The following is a 16,530-nucleotide window of genomic DNA, read 5'->3' as shown; positions in this document are numbered from 1 at the left end:
TCTACAGCAGCCTCTGTTGCTGTCAAGCGGTTATTTTAAGATGTTTTCAAAGTTTCCTCTGTAACATCAACCACTTGCGCTTTCGATCTCTCGTCAGCGGGAGGCGAATTCTACAGCGTTACACGCTACTGTCAACACCTCATTTCCTGCTTCGATGATTTGAAGCTGGCATCGTCAAAACCGTCTAACTCATTGAAATTCAAGGAGTTTTCCACTTCGACTGCGCCGGAAGTGGGGCGAATTATAGGCCGCTGAAATTCTGAGTCAAGCCTCAACTTCACATTTCTGTCATAAACCATCAAAAGCTTAAAACAAAGAAGCCAGCCTTGCGGCTGGCTTCTTGTTAAGCAACAGATCCGTTAAAGACTCGGAAATGCAAACTGCGACGCTTCATGGCTGGCCCGTTGCGGCCAACGCTGGGTAATTGCCTTGCGACGCGTGTAAAAACGCACACCATCCGGGCCATAGGCATGCAGATCGCCAAACAATGAACGCTTCCAGCCGCCAAAGCTGTGATAAGCCACAGGCACAGGAAGCGGCACGTTAACCCCCACCATGCCAACTTCGATCTCATCACAGAACAAACGCGCAGCCTCGCCATCACGCGTGAAGATGCATGTGCCGTTACCGTACTCATGCTCGTTGATCAGTTGCATCGCAGCTTCCAGGCTATTCACACGCACGATGCACAGAACCGGTCCGAAGATCTCTTCCTTATAGATGCGCATCTCTGGTGTAACGCGATCAAACAGGCATCCGCCCAAGAAGAAACCGTCTTCATGGTCCTTGACGCTCAAACCACGGCCATCAACCACCAACTGCGCGCCCGCCGCTACACCGTCCGCCACATAGCCACTGACCTTATCCCGCGCCTGCCCGGAGACCAAAGGTCCCATGTCCAGACCGCATGAAGTCCCCGCGCCAATTTTCAACGCCTCGATTTGCGGCACCAGCTTGGCAACCAAGGCATCCGCCACCTGGTCCCCAACGCACACGGCTACCGAAATCGCCATGCAGCGCTCACCACACGAACCATAAGCAGCGCCCATCAAGGCACTCACGGCATTATCCAGATCGGCATCAGGCATCAATACCGCATGGTTCTTCGCGCCACCCAACGCCTGCACACGTTTACCGCGCCTGGTGCCTTCGGCATAGATGTATTCGGCAATCGGCGTGGAGCCGACAAAACTCAAGGCTTTCACCTCTGGTGCTTCAATCAGGGCGTCTACGGCAGTCTTGTCGCCGTGCACCACACTCAAGACCCCTTTAGGCAGGCCCGCTTCCTGAAGCAACTGCGCAATCAACAAGGTCGAACTCGGGTCACGCTCCGACGGTTTCAGAATGAAGCAGTTACCGCACACAATCGCCAACGGGTACATCCACAACGGAACCATGGCCGGGAAGTTGAAAGGCGTAATCCCCGCCACAACCCCGATAGGTTGAAAGTCCGACCATGCATCAATATTCGGTCCTACGTTACGGCTGTACTCGCCTTTCAGAATCTCCGGTGCGGAACACGCGTATTCCACGTTCTCGATCCCGCGCTTGAGCTCACCCGCCGCATCTTCGAGCGTCTTGCCATGCTCTTCGCTGATCAACTGCGAAATCCGGGCTTCATTCTGCTCCAGCAACTGCTTGAAACGGAACATCACTTGAGCACGTTTGGCTGGAGGCGTATTACGCCAGGCCGGGAAGGCGGCCTTGGCTGTGTCGATGGCTTGTTGAATCGTCTCGCGGCTGGCCAACGGCACCTGATGAATCACCTTGCCCGTCGACGGGTTGTACACATCGGCGGTACGGCCAGAATCATTAACCAGCTCACCATTGATCAAATGTCGAATCGTGCTCATTGCCACTCCAAAACAGGTTTGCTGACGCGAACACTACGCGCCAGTCGAAAATCCAAAAAAGCCTCTTCTATATAGAAGGGGTCAGTCGATCTGATTCAGCGCTTCACCCACCGCATCGAATAAACGATCCAGATCCTGAGGCTTGCTGTTGAAGGTTGGACCAAACTGCAACGTGTCACCGCCAAAGCGGACGTAGAAGCCGGCTTTCCACAGTTTCATGGCGGCATCGAAAGGACGCACAATCGCATCGCCATCACGCGGTGCAATCTGGATCGCGCCAGCCAGACCGTAGTTACGGATATCGATCACATTCTTCACGCCTTTCAAGCCGTGCAATGCATGCTCGAAATGCGGTGCCACCTGCGCGACGCTCTGGACAAGGTTTTCTTTTTGCAGCAAATCCAGCGCGGCCAGCCCCGCGGCACACGCGACCGGATGCGCGGAGTACGTATAGCCGTGTGGGAATTCCACTGCATATTCAGGCGTCGGCTGATTCATGAATGTCTGATAAATCTCGGTAGAGGCAACCACAGCCCCCATCGGGATCGCACCGTTGGTGACCTGCTTGGCGATGCACATCAGGTCCGGCGTCACACCGAAGCTGTCAGCACCAAACATTGAGCCTGTGCGACCAAACCCGGTAATAACCTCATCGAATACCAGCAGGATGTTGTGCTGATCGCAGATTTCACGCAGACGTTTCAGATAACCCTGAGGCGGCACCAGCACACCGGCAGACCCAGCCATCGGCTCGACAAACACGGCGGCGATATTCGAAGCGTCATGCAGTTCGATCAACTTGAGCAGTTCATCCGCCAGCGCAATACCGCCCAACTCAGGCATACCACGTGAAAAGGCATTGCTCGCCAGCAAGGTGTGCGGAAGATGATCGACATCCGCCATTGCCTGACCAAAGAGCTTACGATTGCCGCTCACGCCACCCAGGCTGGTGCCCGCAATGTTCACACCGTGATAGCCGCGCGCCCGGCCAATCATTTTGGTCTTGGTCGATTGGCCTTTCAGCCGCCAGTATGCACGCACCATTTTCACGGCCGTGTCCGCGCATTCAGAACCCGAGTCCGTGAAGAACACATGGTTCAAGTTGCCCGGCGTCAGCTCGGTGATTTTCTCAGCCAGCTGAAACGACAAGGGATGGCCATATTGAAACGCCGGCGAATAATCCAGCGTGCCGAGTTGCTTGGCCACGGCTTCCTGAATTTCTGTGCGCGTATGCCCTGCACCACATGTCCACAGGCCGGACAACGAATCGTAAATTTGTCGGCCTTTGTCATCGGTCAGATAACTGCCCTTGGCGCCGATGATAAAACGCGGATCCCGATGAAAGTTGCGGTTGGCGGTGTAAGGCATCCAGTGCGCATCCAGCTTGAGCTGGCTGGCTACGTTTAACTCGGCGTTTTCAGGCATGTTCATCAGCAAAACCTCGCAAGACAGAGTGCAGTGTCGGGTCGAAATCGTTGTTGCAGCTAAATTGCCACGCCTATAAAGTCGGTGAAATCCAACTCTTCTAACCTTCAGTTAGGCATTTACTAAACTATGAGCAGCCGTCGTTCCGATGCCTTGGCGCAAGTCAGCGACTTCGATATTCGCTTGTTGCGCATCTTTCGCAGTGTCGTAGAGTGCGGCGGTTTCTCTGCGGCAGAAACAGTCCTCGGCATTGGCCGGTCAGCAATCAGCCAACAAATGAGCGATCTTGAGCAGCGACTGGGCTTGCGCCTGTGCCAGCGCGGGCGTGCAGGTTTTTCCCTGACGGAAGAAGGTCGCGAGGTCTACCAATCCGCACTCCAATTACTCGGAGCACTTGAGAGTTTTCGCACAGAGGTAAACGGCCTGCATCAACACTTGCGCGGTGAGCTGACCATCGGCCTTACCGACAACCTCGTCACCCTCCCCCATATGCGTATCACCCACGCACTGGCCCAGCTCAAAGAGCGTGGGCCCGATGTGCAAATCCAGATCCGCATGATTTCGCCCAACGAGGTAGAACAGGGCGTGCTGGACGGCCGCCTGCACGTCGGCGTTGTACCCCAGGCCAGTGCGTTATCCGGTCTGGAATATCAGCCGCTGTATAGCGAGCGGTCGCTGCTTTACTGTGCCGTCGGCCACCCGCTGTTTTATGTTGATGACCACCAGTTGCAAGACGAACGCCTCAACGATCAGGACGCCATTGCACCGACGTTTCGTCTGCCATCAGAGATTCAGGCGCATTATCAGGCGCTCAAGTGCACCGCCAGTGCATCGGACCGTGAAGGCATGGCGTTCCTGATTCTGACCGGCCGCTACATAGGCTACCTACCGGACCATTACGCCAGTTTGTGGGTACAACAAGGTCGTCTGCGTGCGCTCAAACCCGACACCCGTTTTTATGACTTGAGCCTGGCCTCGGTCACACGCAAAGGCCGCCGCCCCCATCTGGTTCTTGAAAGTTTCCTTGAGAGCCTCGAATCGACACGCTAACGTTCGTCCCCCTCGTCAGCCCCGCCGCGAAGCCTGCATGCCTCGCGCCCAGCCCGGAACCGATATGCCTTCAACCCTGACCGGTCCATGCGAGTACCGCGAAGAAATCCGCAAGAGCCGCTTCATCACCCATGCGGCGCCCATCACCAGCGCTCAACAGGCACAGGACTTTATCGCGCTGCACAGCGACCTTAACGCGTCCCACAACTGCTGGGCCTGGAAGCTGGGCGATCAGTACCGCAGCAGCGATGACGGCGAACCCGGCGGCACGGCCGGACGCCCCATTCTGTCCGCCATCGAAGCGCAGGATTGCGATCAAGTCGTGGTCCTGGTGATCCGCTGGTATGGCGGCATTCAACTGGGCACGGGCGGTTTGGCGCGCGCTTACGGGGGTGGCGCCAACAAATGCCTGCAAGCGGCCGATAAGTCACCGCTTATCACGCGAGTCGCGCTGGAATGCGCGTGCAGCTTCAGCGAATTGGCGCTGGTCAAACTGCGCCTGTCTGAACTCAACGGCGTGCTCAGCAACGAAACCTTCACCGCTAACGGGGTGGAGTTAGTCTTGGAGGTCAGTGAAGCGCAGATTCCTGACTTGCAACAGCAACTGGCCGACCTCAGCCGTGGCCGCATTGTGCTGACCCGCCAGTCGATCAATAGTGAAGAGTGACCCACTTACCCCCAGTCAAACAGTTGCCCACAACCACTGTGCACCCGACTGTGGATAACCTGAGCACACTCCTCTACAGCCCTTGACTGGCGTGACCTGCACCGCTTTGTACGTTTTTTGATCGACTGCGCTACCAAACGGTAGAAACCTCAATGCAAACAGCGCCTTACTCTGATTAATAGCCCTTCGAACCATCGCTGCGCGCGCTTATACCCAACTGCACAGGTTGCGCACAGTTCCTGTGGAGCAACCTGTGGATAAGCCGTGCAAACCCAACGGGAGCGCACATTCTGTAACGGCTGCTTACAACTGTACGTTTTTTAACCAACTTGCATGGGTGGGCAGTCGTCGCCTGAAGGAGTAAAACCGTGTGCGGTGATCCTCATTTACCCTGTATAGGACGCGACTCATGACAGCAAAAAACGCACTTATCATTGGCGCCTCACGCGGACTGGGTCTGGGCCTGGTCGAGCAACTCATCAACGATGGCTGGAACGTCACCGCCACCGTGCGTAACCCTGGCAACGTTGAGAAGCTTAAAGCGTTGGGCAACGTCGACATCGAACAGCTGGATCTGGACAACGTTGAGGCTATCGGGAACCTGAGCCAAAAGCTGAACACTCACGTATTTGACCTGGTGTTTGTGAACGCTGGGATCAAGGGGCCGGACGATCAAACGTCAGGGCGCGCCAGTCTGTCCGACATCGGTCAATTGTTCCTGACCAACAGCGTAGCGCCGATCACCCTGGCGCAAGCCTTTGTCAGCAAAATCCGTAAAGGCAGTGGGGTGCTGGCGTTTATGAGTTCCGGTCTGGGCAGTGTTGCATCGCCAGACGCACCTGAACTAGCGCTCTACAAAGCCAGCAAAGCCGCACTCAACTCCATGACCAATACCTTCATCAGTCAACTGGGCGAAGACCGGCCTACTGTTCTGACCCTGCACCCCGGCTGGGTCAAAACCGACATGGGCGGCGAAGGCGCCGATATCGACGTTGAAACCAGCACCCGTGGGCTGGTTGAACAAGTGAAGGCCTATGCAGGCAAAGGCGGCCATTACTTCATCGACTATAAAGGCCAGACGATTCCCTGGTAGGCGACCGATCGGGCGGCGCCTGCACACCGCCCTTCGCGTCAAAGCCCCAGCAGCGACAGCATGATAAAGGTCGCAAACAGCACAAAGTGCGTCATGCCTTCAATCGCGTTGGTCTCGCCGTCATTCAAGTTGATGGCACTCACCACCAACGTAATCAACACCATCACCGTCTGCACGGGCGTCATGGCCATCTGGAACGGCTGACCGGTATACAGCGCCATGGCCTCCATTGCCGGCACGGTCAAGATGACAGTGGACAGCGAAGCCCCGAGTGCCACATTCACCACCGACTGCATGCGATTGGCCAAGGCGGCACGCAGCGCAGTCAAGATTTCCGGAGCCGCCGAGATCGCGGCCACCACAATCGCAGTCATGACAGGCGGTGCGCCTGTCCCTTCCAACCCCAGATCGAGGGCCTTGGACATCACCTCGGCGAGCGCGCCAATCACGATAATGCCAAACACCAACACGCCGACTGACAGTTTCAGGTTAGTCGCTTCCCCTTCCGGGGCACGTTTACGGCCCTTTTTCTCGGGGTAGCTGTAACTGAAAAAGTAACTGTGCGGCCCGACCTGCATGCGCAAAAATAGCGTGTACAGCAACACCATCGCGCCAATGGTGAACGCCGAGTAAATTTTCCAGTCTGCCTTGGGGATAAATTCCGGCACTACCATCGACACGCCCATGGCCGTCAGAATCATCACACTGTAGGTGCGCGCCGAATCGTCGTTGTAGGACTGCTCGCCGTGCTTGATCCCGCCCATCAGCGCTGCCAGGCCGAGAATCCCGTTGATATCCAGCATCACCGCTGAATAAATCGTATCCCGCACCAACGTTGGAGACGCCTCATTACTCATCATGATCGCGAGGATGACGACCTCAACCAAAACGGCTGACAGCGTCAAAATCATTGTTCCGTAAGGATCACCAAACTTTTCAGCCAACACTTCGGCGTGATGAGCCACACGCATGGACGCGCACACAATCGCTGCAATCAGGACGCCACCCGCCACCAGCGCTGTCACTTGCCCGTTATGCAGCAGCCAGGGCTCCAGCGGGAAGGCCACACACGCCATGACAATCGCCAGCAGCAGGAGTTTTTCATCTTTTAATAAAGTCAGCATCGCGAGCCTTTTACCTGTGAACCCATACACGTCGTTGGGTTACAGACTGCCGCAACTCGCTAACGTTTCGTTACATCTTAGTTCACTGAACGCACCACTCCGCCCCTGCGCACCCCGCCAATGGCCGCGACGCGGCAAATAGCTTGGTCGGGTTTTACCAAATATGTCGGCCCGGGCCTGTAGAATGCCGCCATCTGTACCTGATTTGATGAGAACAACCTCTATGTACGACTGGCTCAACGCCCTGCCAAAAGCGGAACTGCACCTGCACCTTGAAGGTTCTCTGGAACCTGAACTGCTGTTCGCTCTGGCTGAACGCAACAAGATCGCCCTGCCGTGGAACGACGTCGAAACCCTGCGCAAAGCGTACGCTTTCAACAACCTGCAAGAGTTTCTGGACCTGTATTACCGTGGCGCGGACGTATTGCGCACCTCGCAAGACTTCTACGACCTGACCTGGGCGTACCTGTTGCGCTGCAAAGAGCAGAACGTCATTCACACTGAACCGTTCTTCGACCCGCAAACCCACACCGACCGCGGCGTCCCGTTCGAGGTCGTGCTTAACGGCATCGCCGCTGCACTCAAGGACGGCGAACAGCAACTGGGCATCACCAGCGGTTTGATTCTCAGCTTCCTGCGCCACTTGAGCGAAGAAGAAGCCGAAAAGACCCTCGATCAAGCGTTGCCGTTCCGCGATGCCTTTATCGCCGTGGGCCTGGACAGCTCGGAAATGGGCCACCCGCCCAGCAAGTTTGTGCGCGTCTTTGATCGCGCCCGCGACGAAGGCTTCCTGACCGTAGCCCACGCTGGCGAAGAGGGTCCGCCGGAATACATCTGGCAAGCCCTGGACCTGCTGAAAATTCAGCGGATCGACCATGGCGTGCGTGCCATTGAAGATGAACGCTTGATGAAGCGCATTATCGAGGAGCAAATTCCGCTCACCGTGTGCCCGCTGTCCAACACCAAACTGTGCGTGTTCGATCACATGTCGCAACACAACATTCTCGACATGCTCGAGCGTGGCGTGAACGTCACGGTGAACTCCGATGACCCGGCGTACTTCGGTGGGTACATGACTGAGAACTTCCACGCCTTGCACACCCACTTGGGCATGACCGAAGACCAGGCCAAGCGTCTGGCGCAAAACGGCCTGGATGCCCGTTTGATCAAGCCGTAAAGCGTGTGCGTAATCGCTGCCGTGACCTGCGGCGGCGATTACCGGCGCAGCGCCCGTTCAGCACAGCGCTCGCCGAGCATGTCACGTAACAATTTCACCGGTTTGCTCAACTGCGCCCGGTGGGCGCACAACATGTTCAACGGCGCCCGTTCCCCCACCCGCTCGGGCATCAGCACCTTTAACCTTCCCGCCTGCACATCCGCAGACACGTCCAGCCAGGACTTATAAGCAATGCCCGCCCCGGCCAGCGCCCACAAACGCACCACATCAGCGTCATCGCTGAAACGGTCGCCGCTCACCGTCAGCCCGGTCTCACGCTTGCCGTCATCAAATCGCCAATGGTCGTGCACCCGTGTGCCGAGCATGTACAGCAAGCAATTGTGTTGCAGCAATTGTTCGAGCTGATGCGGCTCGCCAGCCCGCGCCAGATAGGCGGGTGACGCACACAGCACCCGACGATTGTCCGCCGCCACCGGCAAGGCGACCAAACTGGAATCTTCCGGCTCGCCATAGCGCAAGGCGATGTCCACCGGCTGGCGAAACAGATCGGCGATACGGTCCCCCAGCAGCAGCCTCACCGTCAGTTGCGGATGCTCACGCTGAAACTCATCAAGCCAGGGCAGCAAGACATTTCGCCCGAAGTCTGAAGGCGCCGAGAGTTGCAGCACCCCACTGACCTGATCTTGCCCACGGGACAACAGCCGCCGCCCTTCCTCCAGGCTGCCCAATGCCTTGCGCGCATAGTCCAGAAACCCCTGCCCCTCGGCCGTCAAACGCAGGCTGCGGGTTGAGCGTGCCAGCAGGCGCGCACCTAACTGAGCCTCCAGGCGCTTGAGGGCGGCGCTCGCCACCGCGGGCGACATGTCCATGACCCGGGCCGCGGCTGACAGGCTGCCCAGATCAGCCGCACGGACAAATACTTGCAGGTCGTCAAAGCGCACCATGCTGAAAACACCGCCTATTATCAAAAAAATATTGAAAGAGCCTGCCGTTTTAGCCGGTTTTACTACGCCAGGAAATAGCGAATCATCGCCCCACGCTGTCCCTCTCTACAGGATGCCCCCATGAAAGCTGTCGGTTATTACCATTCGCTGCCCATTCAAGACCCGCAAGCCCTGCAAGATATTGAACTGCCTGAACCTGTCGCCGGGCCGCGGGACCTGCTGGTGGAGGTCAAGGCTATCTCCGTGAACCCGGTCGACACCAAGGTGCGACAAAACACACAGCCCGACGCGGGCACAGCCAAGGTGCTGGGGTGGGACGTGGCGGGGGTGGTCAAGGCCGTGGGCAGAGACGTCTGTTTGTTCAAGGTGGGCGACAAGGTGTTTTATGCCGGTTCTATTGCCCGCCCCGGTGCCAACAGTGAACGTCACGTGGTCGACGAACGCATCGTCGGTCACATGCCCAACAGCCTGAGCTTCGCCGACGCCGCGGCACTGCCTTTAACGGCCATCACCGCGTGGGAACTGTTGTTTGAACGCCTCGGCATCGCGCAAGGCAAGACTGACCTGCGCCAACGCCTGTTGATCGTCGGTGCGGCGGGCGGCGTGGGGTCAATCCTGACACAACTGGCCCGTCAGCTTACCGGGCTCAAGGTCATCGGCAGCGCCTCGCGTCCAGAGACCCAGGCGTGGGTGCGCGAACTGGGCGCCGATGTGATCGTCGATCATCGCCAGCCCCTGAGCGAAGCCTTGAAGCAGGCAGGCATCGACGCCGTGACTCACGTCGCCAGCCTGACCCAGACCGATCAACACCTGGCGCAGTTGGTCGAGGCATTGGCACCCCAAGGCAAACTGGCCCTGATCGACGACCCCAAGACGCTGGACATTGCCCTGCTCAAACGCAAAAGCCTGTCACTGCATTGGGAGTTCATGTACACCCGGTCGCTGTTCGAAACCCCGGACATGATTGAACAGCATCACTTGCTGAACCGGGTCGCAGAACTGATCGACGCGGGCACCCTGCGCACCACCGTGGGCGAACATTTCGGCACCATCAACGCGTCTAACCTGCGCCGCGCCCACGCGCTGCTGGAGAGCGGAAAGTCCAAGGGCAAAATTGTGCTGGAAGGGTTTTGAGAAACGCCTGACGAGACTGATCCGGCCATTGTGTAACCGTCAGTCAGAGACTTGATGTCCGTCATATTTCTCAGCGTTATCGGGCATACACTGGCCTCCTTTGCGAACCTGAGGAGGCCAGAAATGAAAATCCTGATAAAAGCGTTAGCAAGATCCCGCGACTGCCAGTGGCAGGTTCAAATCGACCAGCAAGCCATCAACTTTCGCAGCGAATCCGAGGCCAGAGCCTTTGTGGACACGCTGCGCACACGCTTGCAAGCCCCGCACAGATTGCCTGAGCGAATGGCGGGCTGAATCAAATCGACGTTTGAGCGGCAATCCGCGCGGTGTACAGCCGCCGGGTTGCCACCGCGATCGACACCGCCAAAATCCCGCACACGCTGATGACCATGGCCATCGGCATGGCGCTGCCATCGTGCAATACCCCCACCAGCCACGCCGCCGCGGCCGCCACGCTGAACTGCAGACAGCCGAGCAACGCCGAGGCGCTACCCGCCCGTGCGCCCTGCCCGCTCATGGCGCAGGCCGAAGCATTGGGAATGATGCAACCCAGGCTGGCGATGCAAATAAACAGCGGGATCAACAGCGGCCACAGTTGTTCCGTGTGCAAGGCGCTGATGCCCAACAGCGTCAAACCGGCGGCCAGGTACAGCCACACCATGCGCGACAGCAAAAAGGCCGGGCCACGCTTGGCCAGTAACCGCGCGTTGACCTGAGCCACGAGAATGAAGCCCGCCGCATTGCTGCCGAACAGCCAGCCGTAATGCTCGGCCGGGACGCCATACAACTGGATGAAGACAAACGGCGAACCCGCGATGTAGGCGAACATACCGGCCATGGCGATCCCGCCGGTCAGCGCATGCCCCAGGTATTCACGATCCTTGAGCAGTCGGGCGTATTGGCGCAACGCACCGGACAACGGTTGACGCGGCACATTGGCCGGTAAACTTTCCGGCAAGCCCAGCGCCACGGCCAACGAAGCCATGGCACTGAAGCACGTCAAGACAATGAAAATCGCCTGCCAGCCGTACAGATTGACCAGCAGACCACCGAGCATCGGGGCCAGGATGGGCGCCAGCCCCATGACCAGCATCAGTTGCGAAAACACCTTGGCCGAGCCCACGGCATCGCACTTGTCACTGACAATCGCCCGCGACAGCACCATCCCCGCACAACCGCCGAGGGCCTGAACGAAACGCGCCCCGATCAGCCAGTCAAGCGAGGGCGCAAAGGCACAGGCAAACGACGCCGCCGTGAACAACCCGACGCCCACCAACAAAGGCACGCGCCGGCCGAAGCGGTCAGCAATGGGGCCGTAGACCAACTGACCGATCGACAGGCCTAGAAAGTAAACCGCCAGCGTGAGTTGAATGTGTTTTTCATCGGTCGCAAATGCCTGGGCCATCGCCGGGAAACCCGGCAAGTAAAAATCGATGGCCAAGGGACCGAAGGCGCTCAAAGCGCCGAGAATCAAAATGGTTCTAAAGTTCATCAGGGATCCAGGTCGGACAAGTATCAGCGCGACCCGGTAGTCTAGCTGTGCTGACGGATCTTGAACATAAAGATAGCGAGCTAGCTAATAAACCCCTGATGAGGCATATCCCTACAACGCTTTAATGAGCCGTACGCGCGTCAAAACCCGCAGTGGTAATGACATCGATGATTTCCAGTGGCTTCAATTTGCTTTCCACTTTCACGGTTTTACTGTTCAGGTCCACTTCAACTTTTACGTCTTCGTCTGCCGCTGTAAGTGCCCGTGTGATCGAGCCCACGCAACCGCCACAGGTCATACCGTCAACTTTGAATACATGCATTGTGTTCACTCCTTGGTCAGTGAGGTTCAGAGTGTCCACCTTGCCATGATGGCAAGGTCAAGCCCGGCTGCAGTGACACGAAGCTGGCAATCTGTTTCGCGCTCGGCCAAGCTGCAAACCTTCCGATTTGAAAACAGGATACGTAGCCATGCGCTGGTCCGCTTTGAGCCTAGTCAGCCTTTTAGGTCTTGCCAGCTTGCCGTTGTGGGCAAACGCTGATCAGGACTACGGCGTGTTGATCATTTCCCGCGAGCGCCTTGAGGTGCCAACCAATTGCGAAATCGGTCTTTATGTAGACGACCAACTGGCCGGCCGCTTGTTTCAGGAACAAACCGCGTCCTTCAACTTCCCGCCCGGCCCCATCAGCATTCGCCTCAAGTTATTGCCGGGCCAAGCCCCGGGTTGTCTGCCGGGCATGCTGGCCCCACCGTCTCAAACCCTCACCTTGAAAGCGGGCGATGTGCGCAAATATCGCATTGCCCTGCAAAAAGGCGGCCTCTACCTCAAGCCCGCCAAGCTCGAATATTAAGCACCGTCAAGAAGACGGCCGTCACGGTTGACAAGCGCCTTGACCTTCCCACCGGGTCAAGGTCGATTCTATGGATAGATAACTTCTTGAGGAGGATTGTTCGTGCCCATTCAATACGACTTGCCGATCGCCGGCATGACCTGCGCCAGTTGCGCCGGCCGCGTAGAAAAAGCGCTGGCCAAGGTGCCCGGCGTGACATCGGTCAGTGTCAATCTGGCCACTGAACAGGCGCGTATCCAAGCGCCTACCGACAGCCTGCCGTTGTTGCTTGAAGCGGTCGCCCAGGCCGGTTACAGCGTGCCCAGCCAGACCGTAGAGCTGAACATCGGCGGCATGACCTGCGCCTCCTGTGCAGGTCGGGTTGAGAAAGCCCTGGCCAAAGTTCCCGGCGTGACAAACGCCACCGTCAACCTGGCCAGTGAGCGGGCGCACATCGAATCGCTGGGACCTGTCGACCCCTCCCGCCTGATCGAGGCGGTGACCAAGGCGGGCTACAGCGCCCAACTCACAGAAAATGTCCACGCCACCCAAGACGATCAACACAAACGCCTGCGCCGTGAGCGTTGGTCGCTGGTGGCGGCCATCGTTTTGGCATTGCCGCTGGTCCTGCCGATGCTGGTCGAGCCGTTCGGCCTGCACTGGATGCTGCCCGCCTGGGCGCAATTTCTGCTGGCCACTCCGGTGCAGTTCATCCTCGGCGCACGGTTTTACGTGGCCGCCTGGAAAGCCGTCAAAGCCGGTGCAGGCAATATGGACTTGCTCGTCGCACTGGGCACCAGTGCCGGTTACGGCCTCAGCCTGTATGAATGGGCCATCGCCGCCCCCGGCACCATGCCGCACCTGTACTTCGAAGCCTCGGCCGTGGTGATCGCCCTGGTGCTGTTGGGCAAATACCTTGAAAGCCGCGCCAAACGCCAGACCGCCAGCGCCATCCGGGCGCTCGAAGCCTTGCGCCCCGAACGCGCCCTGCGGGTGGTCGATGGGCAGGAACAGGACGTGGCCATCAGCGACCTGCGCCTCAACGACCTGGTGCTGGTCAAACCCGGCGAACGCTTCCCGGTAGACGGCGAAGTGGTCGAAGGTCAAAGCCATGCCGACGAGGCCCTGATCAGCGGCGAAAGCCTGCCGGTGCCAAAACAGCCTGGGGATAACGTCACGGGTGGCGCCATCAACGGCGAAGGTCGTCTGGTGATCAAAACCCTGGCGCTGGGCACTGAAACCGTACTGGCGCGCATTATTCGCCTGGTGGAAGACGCACAGGCGGGCAAGGCCCCGATTCAAAAGCTTGTGGATAAAGTCAGCCAGATTTTCGTCCCCGTGGTGCTGCTGATTGCGCTGGCGACGTTACTGGGCTGGTGGTTCTACGGCGCGCCGATTGAAACCGCGCTGATCAACGCTGTCGCCGTGCTGGTCATCGCGTGCCCCTGCGCGCTCGGCCTCGCCACCCCGACGGCGATCATGGCCGGAACCGGGGTGGCTGCCCGGCATGGCATTTTGATCAAAGACGCCGAAGCCCTTGAGCGCGCCCATGAAGTCAGCGCCGTGGTCTTCGACAAAACCGGCACGCTGACCTCCGGCACCCCGCAAATTGCCCATTTCAGTGCCGTCTCGGGGGACGAAGCGCAATTGCTGCAAGCCGCCGGGGCCCTGCAACGCGGCAGCGAGCACCCCTTGGCCAAAGCCGTACTCGATGCCTGCGCAGCGCGTCAGTTGACCGTGCCCGATGTCACGGACAGCCAGTCGCTGACGGGCCGAGGGATTGCTGGCACCTTGCTGGACCGTCGTCTGGCGCTGGGTAACCGTCGCCTGCTGGAAGAAACCGGGCTCACCCCCGGCCCGCTGGCCGACTCCGCCGCGGCCTGGGAAGCCGAAGGCCGCACCTTGTCGTGGCTGATCGAGCAAAGCCCACAGCCCAAAGTGCTGGGCCTGTTCGCCTTTGGCGACACCTTGAAGCCGGGGGCACTGTCCGCCGTGCAGCAGCTCACCGAGCGCCATATCAGCAGCCACTTGCTGACTGGCGACAACAAAGGCAGTGCCAAGGTGGTGGCCGAAGCGTTGGGTATTCAGGATGTTCACGCCGAGGTGCTGCCCGCCGACAAAGCCGCCACGGTGGCCGAGTTGAAAAAAACCGGGGTGGTCGCCATGGTAGGCGACGGCATCAATGACGCCCCGGCGCTCGCGGCGGCCGACATCGGCATTGCCATGGGCGGCGGCACAGACGTGGCCATGCATGCGGCCGGTATCACCCTGATGCGCGGCGACCCGCGTCTGGTGCCTGCCGCGCTGGAAATCAGCCGCAAGACCTACGCCAAAATCCGCCAAAACCTGTTTTGGGCGTTTATCTACAACGTGATCGGGATTCCGCTGGCGGCCTTCGGCTTTTTGAACCCGGTATTGGCCGGGGCCGCGATGGCCTTTTCCAGCGTGAGCGTGGTCAGCAATGCGCTGTTGCTGAAGTTCTGGAAACCCAAGGACCTTGAGTGAGGAGGCAGTCGTCATGAACATCGGTCAAGCCGCGAAGCACAGTGGATTGAGCGCCAAGATGATTCGTTATTACGAGTCCATCGGCCTGCTCAAGCCTGCCCATCGCAGTGACAGCGGCTACCGGCTGTACAACGACGACGACCTGCACACCCTGGCCTTCATCAAGCGTTCGCGGGACTTGGGGTTTTCTCTGGACGAAGTCGGCAAACTGCTGGCGCTCTGGCAAGACCGCCAGCGCGCCAGCAGCGACGTGAAAGCGCTGGCGCGCCAGCATATCGATGAGCTGAACCAAAAAATCGTCGAGCTGACCAGCCTGCGCGACACCCTGCAAGACCTGGTCGATACGTGCCAGGGCGACCACCGTCCTGACTGCCCGATCCTCAAGGGCCTGGCGTCGGGCAGTTGCTGCGCCTGAGCCAGGCGTTTCGTCAAAGGCTCATCATGAGCACTTTGGCGAACATCAGCACACTCACCAACGCGCACAACACGGCAAACCCCTGCTGCAATAACTGCGCAGAGACCTTGGGCGAAATCACCCGGCCCGCGATCATCCCCACCAGTGTGGCGACAATAAACAGCACACCCTCGGTGGACAGGCTCACGCCCTGACGCATCAAATTGCCCAACGTGCCGAGTGACACCAACGCCACCACCATCAGCGAGGTGGACACCACGGCGTGAATGCGCACATCGCTGAACTTGCGAAACGCCGGCACGATCAAGAACCCGCCGCCCACACTCAACAACCCGGTGAGCAAGCCTGACGTGGCGCCAATCGACACCAGCGTGAGGCTGCACCGTGCATTCCAGGTCAGGCGGCCGGTGGCCGGATTGAGCATGCAGTTTTTTTCCAGAACCCCTTCGCTGGCCCCTTCACGGCCATCGGCCCGTGCCTGGAGAAACATGCGCACGGCCACAAAAATCATCACGCAGCCAAACAGCAACACCAGCACCCTGGCGGGCAACAGCGCGGCCAGATACAACCCCACCGGCGAGGTGATCGAACCCACCAACGCCATCAGCGCGGCGGCCTTGTAGCGCACCAGGCCTTTGCGCAAGCCGTCGAGCGCACCCAACGCCGCCGCCGTGCCCACCGCCAGCAACGCCACCGGCGTGGCCTGCGCCAGCGTCCACCCCAAACCGAGGGTCAACGCCGGAATCGCCAAAATGCCACCCCCGGCACCGGTCAACCCCAGCACCACGCCCACCAAAACGCCCAACAGAATGGTCAACATA

The 16,530-nt window shown here is 58.9% G+C and carries 16 protein-coding genes; 9 read left to right on the top strand and 7 right to left on the bottom strand.

The features are described from left to right. Positions 1-359 precede the first annotated feature (359 nt). Together V6F78_RS12315 and V6F78_RS12310 are read right to left on the bottom strand one after the other, a co-directional pair. Entirely contained in the window at positions 360-1,853 is a 1,494-nt protein-coding gene (locus V6F78_RS12315) for a CoA-acylating methylmalonate-semialdehyde dehydrogenase (protein WP_169858705.1), read from the bottom strand. Positions 1,854-1,934: 81 nt separating this feature from the next. After that, entirely contained in the window at positions 1,935-3,284 is a 1,350-nt protein-coding gene (locus V6F78_RS12310) for an aspartate aminotransferase family protein (protein WP_047291963.1), read from the bottom strand. A 123-nt stretch (positions 3,285-3,407) separates the two neighbouring features. Between V6F78_RS12310 and V6F78_RS12305 the strand changes: the two genes are divergently transcribed. The 3 genes from V6F78_RS12305 (at position 3,408) to V6F78_RS12295 (ending at position 6,088) form a co-directional block, all read left to right on the top strand. Then, positions 3,408-4,328, top strand: coding sequence for a LysR family transcriptional regulator (locus V6F78_RS12305; protein WP_047273265.1), 921 nt, complete (start codon positions 3,408-3,410; stop codon positions 4,326-4,328). A gap of 64 nt (positions 4,329-4,392) precedes the next feature. Then, positions 4,393-4,995: an IMPACT family protein gene (locus tag V6F78_RS12300; protein ID WP_047291961.1), complete on the top strand. Its 603-nt coding sequence runs from the start codon at positions 4,393-4,395 to the stop codon at positions 4,993-4,995. A gap of 409 nt (positions 4,996-5,404) precedes the next feature. After that, positions 5,405-6,088: an SDR family oxidoreductase gene (locus V6F78_RS12295; RefSeq protein WP_047291959.1), complete on the top strand. Its 684-nt coding sequence runs from the start codon at positions 5,405-5,407 to the stop codon at positions 6,086-6,088. A 38-nt stretch (positions 6,089-6,126) separates the two neighbouring features. Here the strand turns inward: V6F78_RS12295 and V6F78_RS12290 are convergent, their stop codons facing one another. After that, complete coding sequence (locus V6F78_RS12290) at positions 6,127-7,212, bottom strand: calcium:proton antiporter (RefSeq protein WP_047291957.1); 1,086 nt, start codon at positions 7,210-7,212, stop codon at positions 6,127-6,129. A 223-nt stretch (positions 7,213-7,435) separates the two neighbouring features. On the opposite strand from V6F78_RS12290, the gene V6F78_RS12285 reads away from it, so the two are divergent. Next, positions 7,436-8,389 (top strand): adenosine deaminase, encoded by a 954-nt coding sequence (locus tag V6F78_RS12285; protein ID WP_095007785.1) that lies wholly within the window; start codon positions 7,436-7,438, stop codon positions 8,387-8,389. A gap of 38 nt (positions 8,390-8,427) precedes the next feature. On the opposite strand, the gene V6F78_RS12280 is transcribed toward V6F78_RS12285, so the two are convergent. Beyond that, entirely contained in the window at positions 8,428-9,333 is a 906-nt protein-coding gene (locus tag V6F78_RS12280; protein WP_047291954.1) for a LysR family transcriptional regulator, read from the bottom strand. A gap of 120 nt (positions 9,334-9,453) precedes the next feature. Between V6F78_RS12280 and V6F78_RS12275 the strand changes: the two genes are divergently transcribed. Together V6F78_RS12275 and V6F78_RS12270 are read left to right on the top strand one after the other, a co-directional pair. Further along, complete coding sequence (locus V6F78_RS12275) at positions 9,454-10,467, top strand: zinc-binding alcohol dehydrogenase family protein (RefSeq protein WP_332727350.1); 1,014 nt, start codon at positions 9,454-9,456, stop codon at positions 10,465-10,467. Between the two features lie 123 nt (positions 10,468-10,590). Beyond that, positions 10,591-10,761 (top strand): hypothetical protein, encoded by a 171-nt coding sequence (locus tag V6F78_RS12270; RefSeq protein ID WP_162841622.1) that lies wholly within the window; start codon positions 10,591-10,593, stop codon positions 10,759-10,761. A 1-nt stretch (position 10,762) separates the two neighbouring features. Here V6F78_RS12270 and V6F78_RS12265 read toward each other — a convergent pair whose 3' ends face one another. Together V6F78_RS12265 and V6F78_RS12260 are read right to left on the bottom strand one after the other, a co-directional pair. Next, complete coding sequence (locus tag V6F78_RS12265; protein WP_047291951.1) at positions 10,763-11,959, bottom strand: multidrug effflux MFS transporter; 1,197 nt, start codon at positions 11,957-11,959, stop codon at positions 10,763-10,765. 121 nt (positions 11,960-12,080) lie between these two features. Then, complete coding sequence (locus V6F78_RS12260) at positions 12,081-12,281, bottom strand: heavy-metal-associated domain-containing protein (RefSeq protein WP_047291949.1); 201 nt, start codon at positions 12,279-12,281, stop codon at positions 12,081-12,083. Positions 12,282-12,429: 148 nt separating this feature from the next. Here V6F78_RS12260 and V6F78_RS12255 point away from each other — a divergent pair, with 148 nt between their 5' ends. The 3 genes from V6F78_RS12255 (at position 12,430) to cueR (ending at position 15,709) form a co-directional block, all read left to right on the top strand. After that, complete coding sequence (locus tag V6F78_RS12255; protein WP_047291947.1) at positions 12,430-12,810, top strand: hypothetical protein; 381 nt, start codon at positions 12,430-12,432, stop codon at positions 12,808-12,810. Positions 12,811-12,912: 102 nt separating this feature from the next. Then, a complete protein-coding gene (locus tag V6F78_RS12250) occupies positions 12,913-15,294 on the top strand; it encodes a heavy metal translocating P-type ATPase (RefSeq protein ID WP_139048376.1) in 2,382 nt (793 codons plus the stop codon). Positions 15,295-15,307: 13 nt separating this feature from the next. Continuing rightward, entirely contained in the window at positions 15,308-15,709 is a 402-nt protein-coding gene (cueR, locus tag V6F78_RS12245) for a Cu(I)-responsive transcriptional regulator (protein WP_047291945.1), read from the top strand. Positions 15,710-15,722: 13 nt separating this feature from the next. On the opposite strand, the gene V6F78_RS12240 is transcribed toward cueR, so the two are convergent. Continuing rightward, the gene (locus tag V6F78_RS12240; RefSeq protein ID WP_047273254.1) at positions 15,723-16,529 is read right to left on the bottom strand and encodes a sulfite exporter TauE/SafE family protein; all 807 of its coding nucleotides are present in this window, start codon (positions 16,527-16,529) and stop codon (positions 15,723-15,725) included. Position 16,530 lies beyond the last annotated feature (1 nt).

This window comes from Pseudomonas sp. ESBL9 (assembly GCF_036668715.1).
Taxonomy (GTDB): domain Bacteria; phylum Pseudomonadota; class Gammaproteobacteria; order Pseudomonadales; family Pseudomonadaceae; genus Aquipseudomonas; species Aquipseudomonas lundensis.
The sequence above is the reverse complement of the archived record's forward strand: the minus strand, read 5'-3'. Positions and strand labels throughout refer to the sequence as shown.

Coding starts and splice junctions, on each gene's coding strand:
- V6F78_RS12290 (WP_047291957.1), bottom strand. CDS start 7,212: ATGCTGACTTTATTAAAAGATGAAAAACTCCTGCTGCTGGCGATTGTC.
- V6F78_RS12305 (WP_047273265.1), top strand. CDS start 3,408: ATGAGCAGCCGTCGTTCCGATGCCTTGGCGCAAGTCAGCGACTTCGAT.
- V6F78_RS12315 (WP_169858705.1), bottom strand. CDS start 1,853: ATGAGCACGATTCGACATTTGATCAATGGTGAGCTGGTTAATGATTCT.
- V6F78_RS12295 (WP_047291959.1), top strand. CDS start 5,405: ATGACAGCAAAAAACGCACTTATCATTGGCGCCTCACGCGGACTGGGT.
- V6F78_RS12240 (WP_047273254.1), bottom strand. CDS start 16,529: ATGTTGACCATTCTGTTGGGCGTTTTGGTGGGCGTGGTGCTGGGGTTG.
- V6F78_RS12275 (WP_332727350.1), top strand. CDS start 9,454: ATGAAAGCTGTCGGTTATTACCATTCGCTGCCCATTCAAGACCCGCAA.
- V6F78_RS12255 (WP_047291947.1), top strand. CDS start 12,430: ATGCGCTGGTCCGCTTTGAGCCTAGTCAGCCTTTTAGGTCTTGCCAGC.
- cueR (WP_047291945.1), top strand. CDS start 15,308: ATGAACATCGGTCAAGCCGCGAAGCACAGTGGATTGAGCGCCAAGATG.
- V6F78_RS12270 (WP_162841622.1), top strand. CDS start 10,591: ATGAAAATCCTGATAAAAGCGTTAGCAAGATCCCGCGACTGCCAGTGG.
- V6F78_RS12310 (WP_047291963.1), bottom strand. CDS start 3,284: ATGAACATGCCTGAAAACGCCGAGTTAAACGTAGCCAGCCAGCTCAAG.
- V6F78_RS12260 (WP_047291949.1), bottom strand. CDS start 12,281: ATGCATGTATTCAAAGTTGACGGTATGACCTGTGGCGGTTGCGTGGGC.
- V6F78_RS12280 (WP_047291954.1), bottom strand. CDS start 9,333: ATGGTGCGCTTTGACGACCTGCAAGTATTTGTCCGTGCGGCTGATCTG.
- V6F78_RS12265 (WP_047291951.1), bottom strand. CDS start 11,959: ATGAACTTTAGAACCATTTTGATTCTCGGCGCTTTGAGCGCCTTCGGT.
- V6F78_RS12285 (WP_095007785.1), top strand. CDS start 7,436: ATGTACGACTGGCTCAACGCCCTGCCAAAAGCGGAACTGCACCTGCAC.
- V6F78_RS12300 (WP_047291961.1), top strand. CDS start 4,393: ATGCCTTCAACCCTGACCGGTCCATGCGAGTACCGCGAAGAAATCCGC.